Annotated in this window: 15 protein-coding genes; 11 read left to right on the forward strand and 4 right to left on the reverse strand. The window is 41.4% G+C overall.

The features are described from left to right. Positions 1–134: 134 nt before the first annotated feature. The 6 genes from B3763_RS10410 to B3763_RS10435 all read left to right on the forward strand — a co-directional run bounded on the left by B3763_RS10410 (position 135) and on the right by B3763_RS10435 (position 4,838). Positions 135–725: a hypothetical protein gene (locus tag B3763_RS10410; protein WP_286746267.1), complete on the forward strand. Its 591-nt coding sequence runs from the start codon at positions 135–137 to the stop codon at positions 723–725. A 54-nt stretch (positions 726–779) separates the two neighbouring features. Then, positions 780–1,361, forward strand: coding sequence for a hypothetical protein (locus B3763_RS10415; protein WP_286746269.1), 582 nt, complete (start codon positions 780–782; stop codon positions 1,359–1,361). A gap of 59 nt (positions 1,362–1,420) precedes the next feature. Beyond that, positions 1,421–2,137, forward strand: a complete 717-nt coding sequence (locus tag B3763_RS10420) for a T9SS type A sorting domain-containing protein (RefSeq protein WP_286746271.1) — start codon at positions 1,421–1,423, stop codon at positions 2,135–2,137. Positions 2,138–2,268: 131 nt separating this feature from the next. Further along, positions 2,269–3,246 (forward strand): pyruvate dehydrogenase complex E1 component subunit beta, encoded by a 978-nt coding sequence (locus B3763_RS10425; RefSeq protein ID WP_286746273.1) that lies wholly within the window; start codon positions 2,269–2,271, stop codon positions 3,244–3,246. A 299-nt stretch (positions 3,247–3,545) separates the two neighbouring features. After that, positions 3,546–4,046 (forward strand): uridine kinase family protein, encoded by a 501-nt coding sequence (locus B3763_RS10430; protein ID WP_189629560.1) that lies wholly within the window; start codon positions 3,546–3,548, stop codon positions 4,044–4,046. Positions 4,047–4,190: 144 nt separating this feature from the next. Next, positions 4,191–4,838, forward strand: a complete 648-nt coding sequence (locus B3763_RS10435; protein WP_286746276.1) for a hypothetical protein — start codon at positions 4,191–4,193, stop codon at positions 4,836–4,838. A gap of 164 nt (positions 4,839–5,002) precedes the next feature. Here the strand turns inward: B3763_RS10435 and ffh are convergent, their stop codons facing one another. Next, the gene (gene ffh / locus B3763_RS10440) at positions 5,003–6,337 is read right to left on the reverse strand and encodes a signal recognition particle protein (RefSeq protein WP_189629557.1); all 1,335 of its coding nucleotides are present in this window, start codon (positions 6,335–6,337) and stop codon (positions 5,003–5,005) included. A 142-nt stretch (positions 6,338–6,479) separates the two neighbouring features. Between ffh and B3763_RS10445 the strand changes: the two genes are divergently transcribed. Further along, positions 6,480–8,924 carry a YfhO family protein gene (locus tag B3763_RS10445; protein ID WP_286746279.1) on the forward strand — a complete coding sequence of 815 codons (2,445 nt, stop codon included), beginning with the start codon at positions 6,480–6,482 and terminating at the stop codon, positions 8,922–8,924. Here the strand turns inward: B3763_RS10445 and B3763_RS10450 are convergent. Further along, entirely contained in the window at positions 8,911–10,122 is a 1,212-nt protein-coding gene (locus B3763_RS10450) for a glycosyltransferase family 4 protein (protein ID WP_286746281.1), read from the reverse strand. The genes B3763_RS10445 and B3763_RS10450 overlap by 14 nt on opposite strands. 79 nt (positions 10,123–10,201) lie before the next feature. Between B3763_RS10450 and B3763_RS10455 the strand changes: the two genes are divergently transcribed. Beyond that, positions 10,202–10,918: a methyltransferase domain containing protein gene (locus B3763_RS10455; protein WP_189629554.1), complete on the forward strand. Its 717-nt coding sequence runs from the start codon at positions 10,202–10,204 to the stop codon at positions 10,916–10,918. Then, the gene (locus B3763_RS10460; protein WP_286746283.1) at positions 10,918–12,393 is read left to right on the forward strand and encodes a polysaccharide biosynthesis C-terminal domain-containing protein; all 1,476 of its coding nucleotides are present in this window, start codon (positions 10,918–10,920) and stop codon (positions 12,391–12,393) included. Before B3763_RS10455 ends, B3763_RS10460 begins: the two co-directional genes overlap by 1 nt. On the opposite strand, the gene B3763_RS10465 is transcribed toward B3763_RS10460, so the two are convergent. Beyond that, on the reverse strand, positions 12,379–13,692 hold the full coding sequence (locus B3763_RS10465; RefSeq protein ID WP_286746285.1) for a glycosyltransferase family 4 protein: 1,314 nt from the start codon (positions 13,690–13,692) through the stop codon (positions 12,379–12,381). The genes B3763_RS10460 and B3763_RS10465 overlap by 15 nt on opposite strands. Positions 13,693–13,764: 72 nt before the next feature. On the opposite strand from B3763_RS10465, the gene B3763_RS10470 reads away from it, so the two are divergent. Continuing rightward, on the forward strand, positions 13,765–14,205 hold the full coding sequence (locus tag B3763_RS10470; RefSeq protein WP_286746287.1) for a hypothetical protein: 441 nt from the start codon (positions 13,765–13,767) through the stop codon (positions 14,203–14,205). On the opposite strand, the gene miaA is transcribed toward B3763_RS10470, so the two are convergent. Then, a complete protein-coding gene (miaA, locus tag B3763_RS10475; RefSeq protein ID WP_286746289.1) occupies positions 14,179–15,111 on the reverse strand; it encodes a tRNA (adenosine(37)-N6)-dimethylallyltransferase MiaA in 933 nt (310 codons plus the stop codon). The two genes, B3763_RS10470 and miaA, sit on opposite strands and share 27 nt — an antisense overlap. 43 nt (positions 15,112–15,154) lie before the next feature. Between miaA and B3763_RS10480 the strand changes: the two genes are divergently transcribed. Continuing rightward, on the forward strand, positions 15,155–15,907 hold the full coding sequence (locus B3763_RS10480) for an Hpt domain-containing response regulator (RefSeq protein WP_286746291.1): 753 nt from the start codon (positions 15,155–15,157) through the stop codon (positions 15,905–15,907). Positions 15,908–15,909 lie beyond the last annotated feature (2 nt).

Raw genomic sequence — 15,909 nt, forward strand, 5'->3', positions numbered from 1 at the left:
ATTCAAGCTATGTTTTATTACAAAGTTGCGCTCAAGCCTTTCCTTAGAAGTGTTATTCAAACCAAGGTTAAAGAAATGAGAATCTTTCTTAAATGCTACTTATATTTAAAGAGTGGTTTAATTACATTTCTTCCGTGAAAATAAACACTACTCTTCTAATACTTCTCTTTGCATTAGTCTCTTCATGTGATGACTCAAGCAAAGTAGAGCCCGTGGATTTGGGATTACCACCTATTGTTTCAATCGAAGTTCTTAATACAAACTGGACGCCAGATCTTATCGGATTTACAGCCAGCGCAAATGGAACTGGCATTGCAATATCAATGTATGACATTGACCACCTTGGAAGACAATTGGATTTTTTAAGTTTAGGAATCACTAATTCCACAATCGAATGGAATTACCTAGAACCAATATCACTATCTAACCTTTCCACTCCATTTGAACTTAGTTCTAGGTACGACAAATTTGAAGATGGCTTTTCTTCCAAAAAAAGGCGCTGGCTTGCTAGTAAACCGGAGTTTGGAAGCATAATAATTGAATCTATCAATAGCTTGAAAGAAAGAATCTATTACAACGGATCGTTTGAAGTTATACTTTGCAATGGCTCAAATTTACCCGCCTGCCTTACTATAAAGGGATCATTCGAGAACGTCCAATTTTTCAAAAACCCTGATGATAGGACTGAGTATTTCTACTTGTTATCAAGAACTCTAATCAACTAAATAAATGCATGTATGAGAACAAAAATCATATTTCTATTAATTTTTTCTGTGTAATTGGCCTTCACGCAAACGATAAAGCTTGAAGGTTATTCAAGTCCTTATATGGAATTTTGTCCTGAAGGAGTTACAGAACTGGAATTTTCTGCCCGAGATGTTTGGAACAACAAACTCCATGGAGATTTTACTTTTGAATTTTTTGTAAATGGAGTTAGCGACAATAGCATAAGAATATTTGTGGGAAATAATAATCCCCCAGGGATTAACCCACTTCAAACACCTACTGTGGCCATTGGTACAGATAGCAATAAGGAGGTAATTATAAGAGTTGTACACTATAATCCCATCTCAGAAGAATGGGAAGATGGGTTCGCTTTTCAAAGCAACAATATCAAATTGAGGGTACGTTTCAAACAAAGTATTCCTTTTTCTACATGGAAACAAGACGACTTTTTTATCAAATCTAATGTGATTGAACCAGGACTTGCAACAAATCAAGGTTTTGGTTACTTATTTTTCTGTGAACCGGGAGACATCATACAGTCACACTCTCTAGTTTTCCTGAAAACGCTAATTTCCCGGAATTTTGTAATTGGCATCATCAATGGATTTGGGAGCTGCCACTTGGTTGGAAAATAACCTCCTCAATTTCCCCCAATTTTAGTACAGCTACTAATATTTTTCAAGGCGGAAGAACAGTGAAAATACAAGCTCCATTAGGTAGTTTACCATCCTCAGCAACACTTAACGTAAGATCTGAAAGTGCATGGCCATACCCTATCAATACTCAGACTCCAATCAGATTGGGCAATGCTCCTGTAGGCTCAGACATTCATTACAATGGAAATCCATATACTCCGATAGAAATTTGCTATGACTCTAACAACACAGGTACCTTTAATGTGATATTACCTGCGGGTTCAAATGCGGATAGCTATTATTGGGAGACAAATGCTGGAACTATCTCTAACCGAACCACCACTCAGCCTTCAGTTACAGTTAATTTTAATACTCAAGGCCTTAATAGATACATAAGAGTAAAAACGACAAATAACTGTGGAACATCCGCTTGGTACACCAAATACTTTGATCTGACATACCAATCATTTGGATGCTCAGGCGGGGGTGGCGGAGGCCCGATGTTCTCGATCATTACATATCCAAATCCTTCATCTGCTGAAATGAGCATTGAACTTCAAGAAGAAGACGAATTGAAGCAAAAAGGATTCAACAGAAAAACAAATGAAAAATTTGAATATACACTGTTCAATTCTGACCTCGAGGTGGTCTATAACAAGAAGACTTCTTCTAAAAAAGAAACAGTACCAGTTAAAGATTTGCCCAAGGGCAAGTACATATTGCGTATAGTTACACCATATGGTTCCGATTCACGACAAGTAATTATTAACCGATAATAAATCGCATTCGACATAAAAGGCTCTCTACATTTTGTAAAGAGCTTTTTTTATACCCAATTCTAAAGCAATTCTATATTGGGATTTGAACCCTGATTGTGTATTTTTACGCCCGCTAAAAACCAAGTTCAATGAGAGAAATACAATTCAGAGAAGCCTTAAGGGAAGCCATGTCTGAGGAAATGAGAAGAGACCAAAAAGTCTTTCTCATGGGAGAAGAAGTTGCTGAATACAATGGTGCTTACAAAGTGAGCCAGGGCATGCTCGATGAGTTTGGACCGGAAAGAGTTATAGATACCCCTATTGCCGAACTGGGCTTTGCAGGAATTGGTGTTGGAGCAGCCATGAATGGCCTGCGTCCGATCATTGAATTTATGACCTTCAACTTCTCGTTGGTGGCCATAGACCAGGTTATTAACTCAGCCGCCAAAATGATGTCTATGTCAGGTGGTCAGTTTCCAATGCCTATAGTTTTTAGAGGACCAACCGGTAATGCCGGAATGCTAAGCTCTCAGCATTCTCAAAACTTTGAAAACTGGTATGCCAATACTCCCGGACTCAAGGTGGTAGTACCTTCTAACCCCTACGATGCTAAAGGTTTGCTCAAGTCGTCTATAAGAGATGAAGACCCGGTTATCTTTATGGAGTCTGAGCTCATGTATGGCGATAAAGGAGAAGTACCTGAGGGAGAATACCTCTTGCCTATTGGCCAGGCCCATATTGTAAAAGAGGGTAGCGATGTAACACTCGTTTCCTTCGGTAAAATGATGAAGATTGCCATTGAAGCAGCAGACGAACTGGCCAAAAAAGGCATTAGTGCAGAAGTAATTGATCTACGATCAGTACGCCCCATTGACTATAAAACTGTTATAGGCTCCGTTAAGAAAACCAATCGATTGGTGATTGTTGAAGAAGCCTGGCCACTGGCTTCTATTTCAACCGATATTGCCTTCAACGTACAAAAAGATGCCTTCGATTATCTGGACGCACCTGTAAAAAGGGTAAACAGCATGGATCTTCCGTTGCCTTATGCCCCTACGCTCATCGATGCCATTCTACCTAATGTAAAGCGGACACTAGACGCGGTAGATGCAGTTATGTACAGATAGTAAGAAAAAACTAAAAAAGAGCCCTGTCGGAACTGACAGGGCTTTTTTTATGCTCATCAACGCCATAGGAGAAAATATTATACCCATCTCCCCTACTTAATTGAGGCCTCTTTGAACGCAGAAAACAAATGGATTCTTTCTCATAATTCAAAACACCACTTAAATTGCCTACTGTTGAAAAGGCTCTAGCTCAGAGCACCAACAAGCACATAGATTAATTTCCCTGAAGTACAAAGCAACATAAAGATGTACTCCATGGAAACTCAGAAGAGAGAGAAAGTAAGGTTTAAAATCAACAGATGGGTCAACTGATTTTAGTAGCCGGGGTCAGCCGATCGGGAAAATCGTCATTTTCGAAAGAACTATGTGCCCTTCTGCATGATTCCATCCATCTGGATCAGGATGAATTTGTGAAAGCCCAATCGGAAATACCCACCATTAAAGACAGGATTGATTGGGAAACCCCCGATTCAATCGACTGGAACAGATGGAGAAACACCATCGACAGTTCTTTGAATGAAAATCGCTATGTAGTCGCTGAAGGCATTTTTGCTTTCACAGATCTACAAATAATAAAAAACGCCTCTCTTACCATTGCCATAGACATTCCCTACGAAACCTATCTGCAGAGACGTATGAAGGAAACCCGCTGGGGTAATGAACCGGAGTGGTTTTTAGAGCATGTTTGGCATTCTCACCTCAAATATCATAACCCTCACAAAATAACTCCTGATATTATGCTTAGCGGCACGGAAACTATTGACGCTCAACAGGTACTCTTAGCCGCACAACTTATTTAATTACGCTTTTGGATTTAAGAAATAGAAACACTTTATTTAACGAAATAATTAGTTAAGTTGAAGTATTTCATAGTTATACCAATTCTCTCTGTTGTCTTATTGGGCTGCACCCCCCCACAAAAAGAGCCCGATTCGTCAAAAAGAATGGTAGAATCCGAGCCCAAAAAAGAAGAACCCATCACCCGTGTATTGGCTGAAATGCCGGATTACTACTTTCAATTTTCTTCGCTAGAGCTCAATCAACACCTAAAAGATTTGGATTTGCGGGTGTTCAAACACTATGGCGAGTTTTACACTGATGATTTTAGCATATACAAGCTTCACCGCCTGGACTACCTGGTAGAATCGTACTTCATAGAAGATATTAACCTATACTTTATCGATAGCTTATTAGTTAAAATCCAGGTCTATCTGCGCGAAGACAAGACTCAAGAGTTCCTCAACCGCTACGGAATGGCTAAGATTTATATTACTGACTATCACAATAAAAAACTTTTAGAATCGGAACGGGTATTATTGTATCAAAAAGGCAAATACCGGATCAACGAGAATCTGGATCACTACATTCTTCGATGGAAAGCCGACAGCATGGACATTGAATACCGGGTGAACAAGAAGCCGGACAGTATAAAAATACAGGCGGCAAGCAACACTACCTTGTTAGACGACAACCGAAAGCGCTACAAGCTCACCTTTCAAACAGCCGACTATGATCACCAAATGGCATGGATAAAATGGGAATCGTACAAAGAGTCTAGAGGGCTTGTGGCAGAACCCGCAGAAGAACAATGAAAACGGCCAATTTAATGGTCAGGATAAAAGGTTTGTCAAAAACCGGTAATGATGGAGGAATTTGGCCTATCAAAACCATAATCTTATCATTTCTGCGTCCATAAAAAAAGTCCTCGTTTTTAACGAGGACTCCTTAGTTAATATCCACTGAAAATGCTTGAGGCTTATCTCCTGCCGCCCATTTGAGCCAGGCTTTGCATGGCTCGCTTGCCTCCTACTTTATTCATCATTTTCATCATTTTTCGCATGTCGGCAAACTGCTTCATAAGGTTATTTACCTCCTGAATAGAAGTACCCGAGCCATCGGCAATTCGCTTTCTTCGGCTACCATTAATAATCTCTGGGTTAGCCCGCTCATCTTTAGTCATTGAGCGGATAATGGCTTCAATCGGCTTAAAGGAATCGTCATCAATATCAAGCCCCTTCAAAGCCTTTCCCATTCCGGGTATCATACCCATAAGGTCTTTCAGGTTACCCATTTTCTTAATTTGCTCTAGCTGCGACAAGAAATCATCAAAATCGAACTTATTCTGGCGAATCTTTTTGTTGAGCTTCTTGGCTTCTTCTTCATCAAAGGTTTGTTGCGCTTTTTCTACCAACGACACCACATCGCCCATACCCAATATTCGGTTGGCCATACGGTCTGGATGGAAGACATCAATAGCCTCCATCTTCTCTCCGGTAGAAATGAACTTAATGGGTTTGTCTACTACCGTTCTGATCGAAAGGGCCGCACCACCTCGGGTATCACCATCGAGTTTGGTGAGTACTACTCCGTCAAAATCGAGCCTTTCGTTGAAAGTTTTAGCTGTGTTCACAGCATCCTGACCCGTCATTGAATCGACCACAAACAAGGTTTCTGAAGGGTTCAGTGCTTTTTTGAGCCCTTCAATCTCTTGCATCATTTGCTCATCGACCGCCAATCGACCGGCTGTATCGACTATAACGATCTTTTTTCCTGTTGACTTAGCATGTTTAATGGCATTGTTGGCAATTTCAACAGCATTTTTATTCTCAGGCTCGGCATAAACCTCCACACCAATTTGCTCTCCCAATACCTTCAGCTGATCAATGGCAGCCGGACGGTAGATGTCGCAGGCAGTAAGCAACACCTGTCGCCCTTGCGATTTGAGCATTCGGGCAAGCTTACCTGAAAAAGTGGTTTTACCTGAACCCTGCAAGCCGGAAATAAGCACCACCGCAGGATCTCCCTGCAGGGTCATATCTACCTTTTTGCCACCCATCATTTGGGTAAGTTCTTCGTTAACGATCTTAACAAGTAGCTGGCCGGGAGAAACCGATATGAGTACATCTCTGCCGAGTGCCTCTTCTTTAATTTTGTCGGTTACCTCCTTTGCTACTTTATAGTTAACATCAGCATCAATCAGTGCTCGTCTGATCTCTTTGACTGTGGTGGCTACGTTTATTTCTGTGATCGAACCCTGACCTTTTAAGGTCTTAAAGGCCTTATCTAGCTTGCCGCTTAAATTCTCAAACATGCTTTCAACTTTTGGCTTGCAAAAATAGCCATTTTTCCTGTCTTAAAAAGCGGCTAAACCGAGTAAAACAGACAAATAGCGGCTTTGGCTTTTCTATTAGTGGCCTAATGAACATATTGTGTCGCAAATTGATATAGATAGCATGAAGAAGATCAACTTTTCGCAACATGTGTTGCCGCATCTGATAGCCGTACTGGTATTTTTGGTAATCACTGTAGCCTTTTTCAACCCGGTCTTTTTCGACAATAAAAACCTGAACCAGAGCGATATTATTCAATGGGAAGCAAGTGCCCAGGAGTTGATAGAACACAGAGAAGCTACTGGCAAAGAAGGCTTATGGACCAATTCTATATTTGGAGGCATGCCTGCTTACCTTATCAGTGTGAAATGGGGCAATCAGCTTATTAAATATGCACATGCTGTTTATTCTGTAGGGCTTCCTCACCCGGTAAGAATAATTTTTGCCAGCATGCTTTCTTTCTACATTATGCTATTGTGCTTTAGAGTTAAACCATATCTGGCACTGATAGGGTCGGTTGCTTTTGGTTTATCTTCTTATAACATTATCGGGCTCACAGCCGGTCATAACGCCCGCATATCGGCTGTTTCGTTTATGCCACTGGTTATGGGAGGAATTCACCTTTGCTTTAACCGCAACAAATGGCTGGGTGCAAGCCTTACAGCCCTTGCTCTGGCAATGCAGCTAAGGGTGAATCACTTACAGATTACTTATTACTTAGCCTTTATAATAGGTATTTATGGTCTAATACAACTCATCTATGCCTACCGGGAAGGGCAGTTGCGCCTTTATGTGCAACGGTTGAGTCTTTTAATTGTAGCCGCGCTAATGGCCATTGGTACTTTCTTTGGTGAGTTTTATGCCACCTATGAATATGGTAAATATTCTAACCGAGGGAAGTCCGAACTTTCTCAGCAGGTGGATGAGGAAATGAATGCCGATGGCCTTTCACCTACATATGCCTTTCAGTATTCCAATGGTATTTGGGATCCTTTCACCCTATTTATCCCTAATGCATTGGGCGGTAATACCCCTCTTTCTACTGATTCTGAGACTGCCGATTTTTTACGAGCCAATGGAGTAAACAACCTACAATTGGGTCAGTTTTTGAATTATGACCCGCGATTTAGGGCTTACTGGGGTAGTGAGAGCCCTACTACCTACTATGCCGGAGCCATTATGGTTTTTCTGTTTGTACTGGGCTGCTTTCTTGTAGAGCGTAAGTATGTGGTCTGGTTAGTTTCTGTGGCCATATTAGGCATTCTACTGAGTTATGGACGCAACCTTGGCTGGTTCAACAATTTTATGTTCGAGTATTTTCCCGGTTACAATAAGTTTAGATCGGTCACCTTCACAATGGTGATGCCCATCTTCTCCATTGGCCTGCTGGGAATGATGGCACTTCAAAAGCTGGTGGAGCTTAAATGGGACAAAACCTTGCAAAAGAAACTATGGATAGCGCTTGGCTCTACAGCCGGTTTGGCTCTGCTGCTTGGCCTGAGCACGGGTATGTTTAGCTTTAGAGGTACATATGACTCCCAACTTCCACAAGAACTTGCTCGGGCATTAAAAAACGACCGTAAAGACCTGTTTTCTGCCGATGCATGGAGAGCTTTTTTCTTCATCGGCATTTTTGCTCTTACCTTCTACCTTTATAAGGTGGGGAAACTTAAAAAGGGGTTGGCCACCTTGCTTCTCGTTGTCATTGGTTCCTCAGAAATATTAATTGTGAGCGCCAGATTCATTGGCAAAGACAACTATAGCGCCAACTTCAGAAGCAATGTTTTTGCAGAGACGCCTGCCGACCGTTACATTAAGCAAACCAAAAAGAACGGGGACAGAGTTATAGACCTTTCGGCACAGTTCTACAGTGCAAGAGCTGCCTACCACCATCATCTGGTGAACGGGTACCACGGAGCAAGAATCAGAAGGTATCAGGAGCTAATTGATAATGTAATACTACCAGAATATTCATTGGTTGCTCAAGCCCTTAATGCAGGTAGTATACCGGACTTTAGCCAGACTCCGGTCCTCAACATGCTCAATACACGGTTTTTTATTACCGACCCTCAAGCAGCCGGAGATGTGATTCAAAACCCAAATGCCCTTGGTGCTGCCTGGTTTGTAAAAGAATTAAACTATGTGGAAGATGCCGATGGCGAATTCAATGCCACCCGAAACCTTACCACACCGGCTATTACAGCCATAGTAAATGCCAGTGAGGTGCCTCAGGGACTCAGTACATCGGCCAACGGCAACATTAATTTGGTAGAATACAAACCGGGTTACTGGAAATATGAAAGCTCCAATACATCCGATGGTTTTGCTGTTTTCTCGGAGGTGCATTACCCCAAGGGCTTTAGAGTAACCATTGATGGCGAAGAAGTAGACATGCTCAGAGCCAATTACATTTTAAGAGCACTGGCCATACCTGCAGGCGATCATACCATTGAGTTCAGCTTTGAACCAAAGATTTATTCTGTAGGGAGTACCGTGATGCAGGTAATGAGCCTAATGGTCTTGTTAGCTTTTGCCGGGAGTGTTTATTTTAGTCTTAGGGAAAATTGAGTGCCTCTGACAATTGAGTATAATAATTAATAAGAGATTTAGCCGTACAATCCCAGTTATACTCTGATTCAACAGCTTTCTTACCATTCTCTCCAAACTCTCTGGCCAATGTGGGGTTATTATAAAGTTCTAAAAGACAGGTTGCTAATTGTTCATGATTTGCTGCCTCAAATATCAACCCTGCTTTGGCTTTGTTAACTACTGAAACCTGAGCCGGACAATCACTCGCTACTACTGCCCTTTCTCCGGCCATGTATTGAAATAGCTTATTGGCTAGAGTTGTATCGTGGTGAAGGTTTCTATGCAATGGAGAGATGCAAACCTCAGCACCTTTAATATAGGAAGGGAAAAGTGAAACATCCTGCCAGCCTTCAAAAAGCACATGAGCTCCGAGTCCCAAATCCGCCACCAGTTGTTTCAGCTGACTATCCTCGGTGCTTTTACCTACAAGAACCAGCTGAGCCTGTGGAATATACTTCACCACCGTTTGCATTGCCCTTACTGCTGTATCTGTTCCTCTCCGCAAGCCCGTGTCACCCACATAAACAACATCGAAGCCCTTTTTAAACCGCTTTACCACCTTCGTATCAATGGGGTAATTCCAGTAAATTTCGGGCGAAATTGTGTTGGCCACTGCCAAGAACTTGGATCTAGGCTCCTGCGTGTCTCTAACAGCCACATCGATTGCCTCAGGGGTAACCATTACCACCTTATCAGCCCTCCTGATGAGTTCATTCTGAGCGCTTTTCCACAGGTCGATTTTCACCAGATGCTTGGCAGGGAATTTTTGTAAATGCGGGTAGTATTGCATAATCTCGGGCCTGTTCTCGTGCAAATCCAACGTGAGAGGTAGCCTATAATACCGATCATTCACATCCATTACTGCCTTGGCGAGTAACATATCATGCACATGAAGTGCATCTGGTCTGATCTCCTCAATGAACTCCTTAATCGGTTCCCTAAGGCTATTATGAAAGTAACCCCATTCATAAGCCAGAGCCGAGGCCTTATAGAGTAGTTTACCCGCCTTGCATCTGTAAACCTCTATGCCATTGATTGTAACCCTTGAAGGAGAAAGCTTCTTATAATTGAGGGAAAATAAATGAACCTGGTGGCCTGCTTGAATTAAAGAATGAGCCTCATTTTCAACTCTCGAATCAGGTGGAAAAGATTGATCCAAAAAAAAGGCAATGCGCATGTGGCAAGATTGATTATCTGTTTAAAATATCAAAGCAAATGCTTTTTTATGCTATGATTTATTAGTTTCGAAGCTTGTCATGCCAATCAGTTTATCGCAGTTCAATAAGGTCAGGGACCTGGTGTACAGCAAGCCATTTGCCAGGAAAAATTATAGTCGAAAGAAAAGCCTTACACTGGGCTATTTTACGTATCGGTTAAGGAGACCCTACTTAAAATACCGGTATAACCTTTATCAAAAAGCACATCCAACAGAACCATGGCTTTGTCCTGATGCCATATTCGCCCTTACTCAATTACTCCAAAATGCCAGCGAGGGATTAGAATATGGCAGTGGTCGAAGTACCACTTTCTTTGCGCCATACTTTGAGTCTTATGTAAGCATTGAACACGAAGAGAAATGGTACAACCTTGTGAAAGAAAAACTGAATACCTTGCCGCAGGTAAAATACTTCCTGATCGAAGCAGAACAAAATGTACCACAGCAACACTTGAGCAGTGAACAACAGGTTTTTATGCCCGTAGAACTCTTTCCGGTGCCTGATTCTTTATTTAAATCATACACTGATTTTATACTTCAGTTCGAGCCGGAAAGCTTTGATTTTGTGCTGGTAGACGGCCGAGCGCGAACAACCTGTGCACTCAATAGTATTGAAAAACTTAAGTCGGGAGGCCTGCTTGTTTTAGATAATTCTGAAAGAGCTAGATACAAAAGGATTCATGAGGCATTGGCAAGTTGGCCAAAAATTGAAACTACAACTGGCCTAACGAATACTACCATCTGGAGAAAACCATAATGGGTATAATCATCAGACAAAGCATACGGTCCTCAATCATCTCCTACTTTGGAGTAGCTATTGGCTATGTAAATGCCTTATGGCTATACCCTTATTTTCTAAGCACCGAACAAGTTGGACTGTTTCGACTGATACAAAGTACGGCTTATTTACTGGCTACATTTGGCCAAATGGGCCTGGCCCAGAGCTTCATAAAATTCTACCCTGAGTTTAAACACAAGAAGGGCTACCTTGCCGCTGCCCTCGTTGGTGGAACCGTGGGGTTCCTCTTACTGTGCGGGTTTACCGGGGTCTTTCAACGGCAAATTGTAAACTACTTCTCCAGAGAATCTCCTCTTTTTGTAGAGTATTTCCAGGTGACACTCATTGTATCTTACCTGATTATACTCTTTCAATTGCTAGAAGCTTATTCCAGAAGCCTATTAAAAATAGTTTTTCCAACCCTAATGAAAGACATTGGTCTGAGAGTGCTAACTATGGCTTTTCTGCTGTGCTATGGTTTTGGCTATCTGCGATTCAACCAACTTGTTTATCTTTTCATAGCCATATATGGAACCGTACTTGTGGGTCTTCTTATTCATTTTGCCAGAAACAGAGAGCTCCATTTTTCGTTAGACTTTGGGTTTCTAAAGCAAGGCCGGTTGAAACGGATTGTACATTATGGCTTATTTTCTCTTATAGGAGCCGGAGGCACTCAAATAATACTTCAAATTGATAGTGTAATGATTAGTGGTAGCCTGGGGCTGGAGGAAACCGGTATTTATACCATAGCTTTCTTTATTGGAATAGTCATTGAAATGCCCAAAAGAGCCATTGCACAACTGAGCTCAGCCTTGCTGGCTCAATCTTTTAATAAGCATGACATGGCTGCGGTAAAAAAACTTTACCAACAAACATCAATCAATCAGTTGTTAATCGGCTCGCTGCTTCTTATTGGCATCTGGGCTAATTTGAGCAATATTTATGCATTCATCCCCAATAACGAGGCCTATTTGACCGGAGTTAATGTAGTGCTCTTTATTGGCTTAGGTAAGCTTTCCGACATGGCTTTTGGCACCAATGGCGAAATCATTGTCATGTCTAAATACTTTCGGTTTAATGTTGTTGCAGTGGCCGTTTTGGCCGTGCTTACTATTCTCTTAAACCTTTGGCTTATTCCACTTTTTGGCATAGAGGGTGCAGCTGTGGCTTCCTTTTTAGCCATGCTCACCTTTAACCTAACCAAGTATATTTTTGTATGGTATAAGTTTGGCATACAGCCTTTCAACTCAAAAACACTGGTGCTGTTGGCCATTGCAGCAGGCGCATTGATTTTAAATAGCTTGGTTGTGCCTTTCAACAATCCTTTATTGGATTTACTGCTTCGCTCTACCATGATTGCTTTCTTTGTGCTTGGCTTGGCTTATTGGCTTAAAGTGTCTGATGAATTTAACAATCTGACCCATCAGGTTTTGGAGAAATTAAATCTGCGCTAACCAAGTGGCAAGTTGCCCCGTGAGCTGGTGCCTGCTATACTGCTCAATATTTTCATAGGTCAAATCCAATTGCTGTTCGTAGGCTGCTTCCAAAAACTCCTTTATGCCAGTATAGTCATCATAATCGAAGCACTTTCCAGCATTACACTCTCTAAGAATAGTCGCCAAATCACTGTGCACATCACCAATAGCCAAAACGGGCTTCTTTGCTCTCAAATATTCAAAAAGCTTACCCGGAAGTTGCGTTTGGAGCCTTTCTGTTTGAGTTTGAATAAGTATGAGCACATTGCTTTGAGCGTACAAAGAAAAAACCTCCTGATGGGGCACGGAGGGCTCAATGGTAGTACACTTCTTTAAAGCCACATGCTGCTCCACCTCGTTGCGCACTTCATCGCTTAAAATCCCAATTAGTTTAAGTGCCATATCAGCGTGTGTCACTGCCAAAGCATCTATTGCCTTCCATAGGTTTTTCGGATTCCTTTGCCTACTGAGCATTCCAACATGGCTTAGAATAAACTTTTGATCACGATTAAGCTGTTCGGGCATTTCGTCAGCATCGTCATATCCATTAGTAATTACTTTTACCGAACGTGCCCCAAGCCGCTTAAACTCATCTCTTGCACTTTGGCTAGTTACCAACAGTGCGTCAGACACTTTTATAACTTCCTGTTCCAGCTTTTGGTGGCGTTTCCAAAGGGGAGCTGTAATTTTCATTTCCTGAAGAATCTCCCATTGTGTCCATGGATCTCTAAAATCTGCTACCCAGGTAAGCGATGGCACTTTCATCTTTAGTCGTTTACCAATAAGATGCAAACTATGAGGTGGCCCGGTGGTTATCACATGCCTTATATGGTTGGTCTCCAGAATACTCAGTAAATAGTTAGATGCCGGTTTTACCCAAAATATTTTGGGGTCGGGCACAAATAAATTTCCACGAAGCCAAACAGCTAATTGCTTCAGAAGGCTATTGTTGGCGTCTTCCAAAATTTGCCCTTGTTTTAGCTCCTTTTGCCCCGATAGTTTCTTGAAAATACTGTATGGTTCCCAAATGGGAAACTTCAGCACTTCCACTTCCGGGTGAATATCATGAACCAACGATTCATCTTTCAGGTCGAAATCAGGGTTTTCCGGAGTAAAAATTATAGGTCTCCATCCATAAGAAGGCAGGTACTTGCTAAACTTGAGCCAACGCTGCACTCCGGCTCCTCCGCTAGGCGGCCAATAATAGGTTACAATAAGAACAGGCTTTAGCTCTTTTGGGGTTAGTTGTTGAGTATTGCCAGAATTAGTGCGCTCCATAGTAGACTTGCAATTAAGAAGAAAAAAATCTTATTTCAGCCATCAATACAGGTCAAACTCAACGAATCTACCATGGGCTTTTTACCACTTTTTGTCGCTTTATTAGGCTTAATATTACTTTACACTCTCTATACATACAATCAAATAAAGCCAAGAAAGGCCAACCTTAACCGGGTTATTGATGCCATGGCAGCCAACAGTCGCGAAAGGAAACAACTGGTTTTACAACACGAACAGAACAACCCCGCTCTGCAAGAGCTTGCCGAAAAGCTTCGAAAAACCTCTACAGACAGGTTTCAGAGTTATAAAAAAGAAGAAGAATTCATTGAAGAATTAGAGCAAGCCACCAAGCAACTCGCCAATGAAGACCTAGCTCATAAATTAAATGCGCTCAATCATAGACAGCAAGAGCTTATTCAAAACCTAAAGGCCAAAGCCAAGGAGTACAACTCTTTCATTGGCAAATCGCCTGCTTCGGCAGTAGCCTCAGCATTCGGTTTCAGACAATTTTAACTGTTCTTTGAGATAAGAGACTACTTCTTCGGCAGAATCAGGTTTAAACCATTGTACTTCTGAATCCCTTCTAAACCACGTAAGCTGCCGTTTGGCATATCTCCTCGAGTTTCTTTTGAGCAACCGAATAGCCTCCTCCCTGCTGTATTCTCCCTTTAGGTAAGGAAAAATCTCCTGATACCCCACGGTTTGCAACGCGTTCAGATGCTCCAAAGCCAACAGTTTTTCTGCTTCTTCAAAAAGTCCTTGCTCAATCATGGCATCCATGCGCACATCAATACGCTCATAGAGTTTTTCTCTTTCCATGTGCAGTCCAATTTTATGAATGCAGAACGGTCGGTGTTTTTTGTTCTGGTTTTTCCTAAAATGAGAAAATGGTCTACCGCTGACGCGTATTACTTCAAGGGCTCTAATAACTCGCTGCGGGTTGTGCAAGTCAACAACATCTGCATATTCAGGGTCTGTTCTTTTCAGCTCTTCTACCAACGGGCTCAAACCGTTCTCTTCCAGTTCATCATTCAGTTTTTGTCTTACCTCCCCGGGCACTTCGGGAAACTCGTCCAATCCATGACAAACGGCATTCACAAAAAGTCCCGATCCGCCCACCAATACCAAAACATCATGTTGCCTATGGAGTTGTTCTATTAAGCGTAGAGCGTCCTTTTCGAACTTTCCAACATCGTAAGAATCATGAATAGAATGAGAATTTATAAAATGATGCGATACTCGGCTCAATTCTTGAGCGTTAGGCTTTGCAGTACCAATTTCAAGTTCTCTGTAAAATTGCCTGGAGTCTGCTGATAGTATTTCAGTTTGAAAGTATTCAGCAACTTCTATGGCCAATGCCGTTTTACCTACGGCTGTTGGCCCCACAATACATATTAAGTGCTTTTTTATTGAGCTCATGTTGAATTTACGCACCCAAATATATTATAATTGAAATTGCAGTATGAATAATAGACACAACAGCATTCTGGTCATTGATGACAATGACATTAATAGAAAATATTTAAAATCAGTACTTTCCAACAACAGCCTGGAACCCGTATTAGTAGAAAGCGGGTATAGGGCTTTGGAAGAATTACGATTACGCCAGTTCGATTTGATTTTAGTAGACATTCAGATGCCCGAAATGGATGGTTTTGAGTGCTACAACCGAATTAAAGAAGAATTTGGTTTATATTGCCCTGTTTTAGCAATAACTGCTTTTTCGGATAATGCCGATAAGAAGCAAATCATTGAATTTGGCTTTAACGATTACATTCTGAAACCTGTAAAACCTAACGTATTGGTAGAAACCATTAAATACTGGATTACCAATTTTAGCAAGACCAACGGGGCCAGCCCCTTTCAGGAAGATGAACATGTAGACGAAGAAGTAATTCAGGACCTACTTAGATACACCGATAAAGACTCACTACTCTTATTAATTGATGAATTTGTTGAAGAGACTAAATCAAATCTTCAATCAATTTCATTTTTAAGGAGCAATCATAAGTACACTGAAATTTTGAGTATCTTGCATAATATAAAAGGAAATGCTGGTTCTTTCGGATTCACCACTCTTTCTTCTATGGCCTCTACCATAGAGTCATACATTAAAGAAGAAAAATGGGATAGGGCTGTTTCTATTCTCGATGAATTTTTAGAATATGGCGACTTTCTTTTTAAAGACCATAGAAGACTGTTAAAGATTTATTAGTT

This window comes from Roseivirga sp. UBA1976 (assembly GCF_002336325.1).
GTDB classification, from domain to species: domain Bacteria; phylum Bacteroidota; class Bacteroidia; order Cytophagales; family Cyclobacteriaceae; genus Roseivirga; species Roseivirga thermotolerans.

Coding starts and splice junctions, on each gene's coding strand:
- B3763_RS10425 (WP_286746273.1), top strand. CDS start 2,269: ATGAGAGAAATACAATTCAGAGAAGCCTTAAGGGAAGCCATGTCTGAG.
- B3763_RS10430 (WP_189629560.1), top strand. CDS start 3,546: ATGGGTCAACTGATTTTAGTAGCCGGGGTCAGCCGATCGGGAAAATCG.
- B3763_RS10435 (WP_286746276.1), top strand. CDS start 4,191: ATGGTAGAATCCGAGCCCAAAAAAGAAGAACCCATCACCCGTGTATTG.
- ffh (WP_189629557.1), bottom strand. CDS start 6,337: ATGTTTGAGAATTTAAGCGGCAAGCTAGATAAGGCCTTTAAGACCTTA.
- B3763_RS10445 (WP_286746279.1), top strand. CDS start 6,480: ATGAAGAAGATCAACTTTTCGCAACATGTGTTGCCGCATCTGATAGCC.
- B3763_RS10450 (WP_286746281.1), bottom strand. CDS start 10,122: ATGCGCATTGCCTTTTTTTTGGATCAATCTTTTCCACCTGATTCGAGA.
- B3763_RS10455 (WP_189629554.1), top strand. CDS start 10,202: ATGCCAATCAGTTTATCGCAGTTCAATAAGGTCAGGGACCTGGTGTAC.
- B3763_RS10460 (WP_286746283.1), top strand. CDS start 10,918: ATGGGTATAATCATCAGACAAAGCATACGGTCCTCAATCATCTCCTAC.
- B3763_RS10465 (WP_286746285.1), bottom strand. CDS start 13,692: ATGGAGCGCACTAATTCTGGCAATACTCAACAACTAACCCCAAAAGAG.
- B3763_RS10470 (WP_286746287.1), top strand. CDS start 13,765: ATGGGCTTTTTACCACTTTTTGTCGCTTTATTAGGCTTAATATTACTT.
- miaA (WP_286746289.1), bottom strand. CDS start 15,111: ATGAGCTCAATAAAAAAGCACTTAATATGTATTGTGGGGCCAACAGCC.
- B3763_RS10480 (WP_286746291.1), top strand. CDS start 15,155: ATGAATAATAGACACAACAGCATTCTGGTCATTGATGACAATGACATT.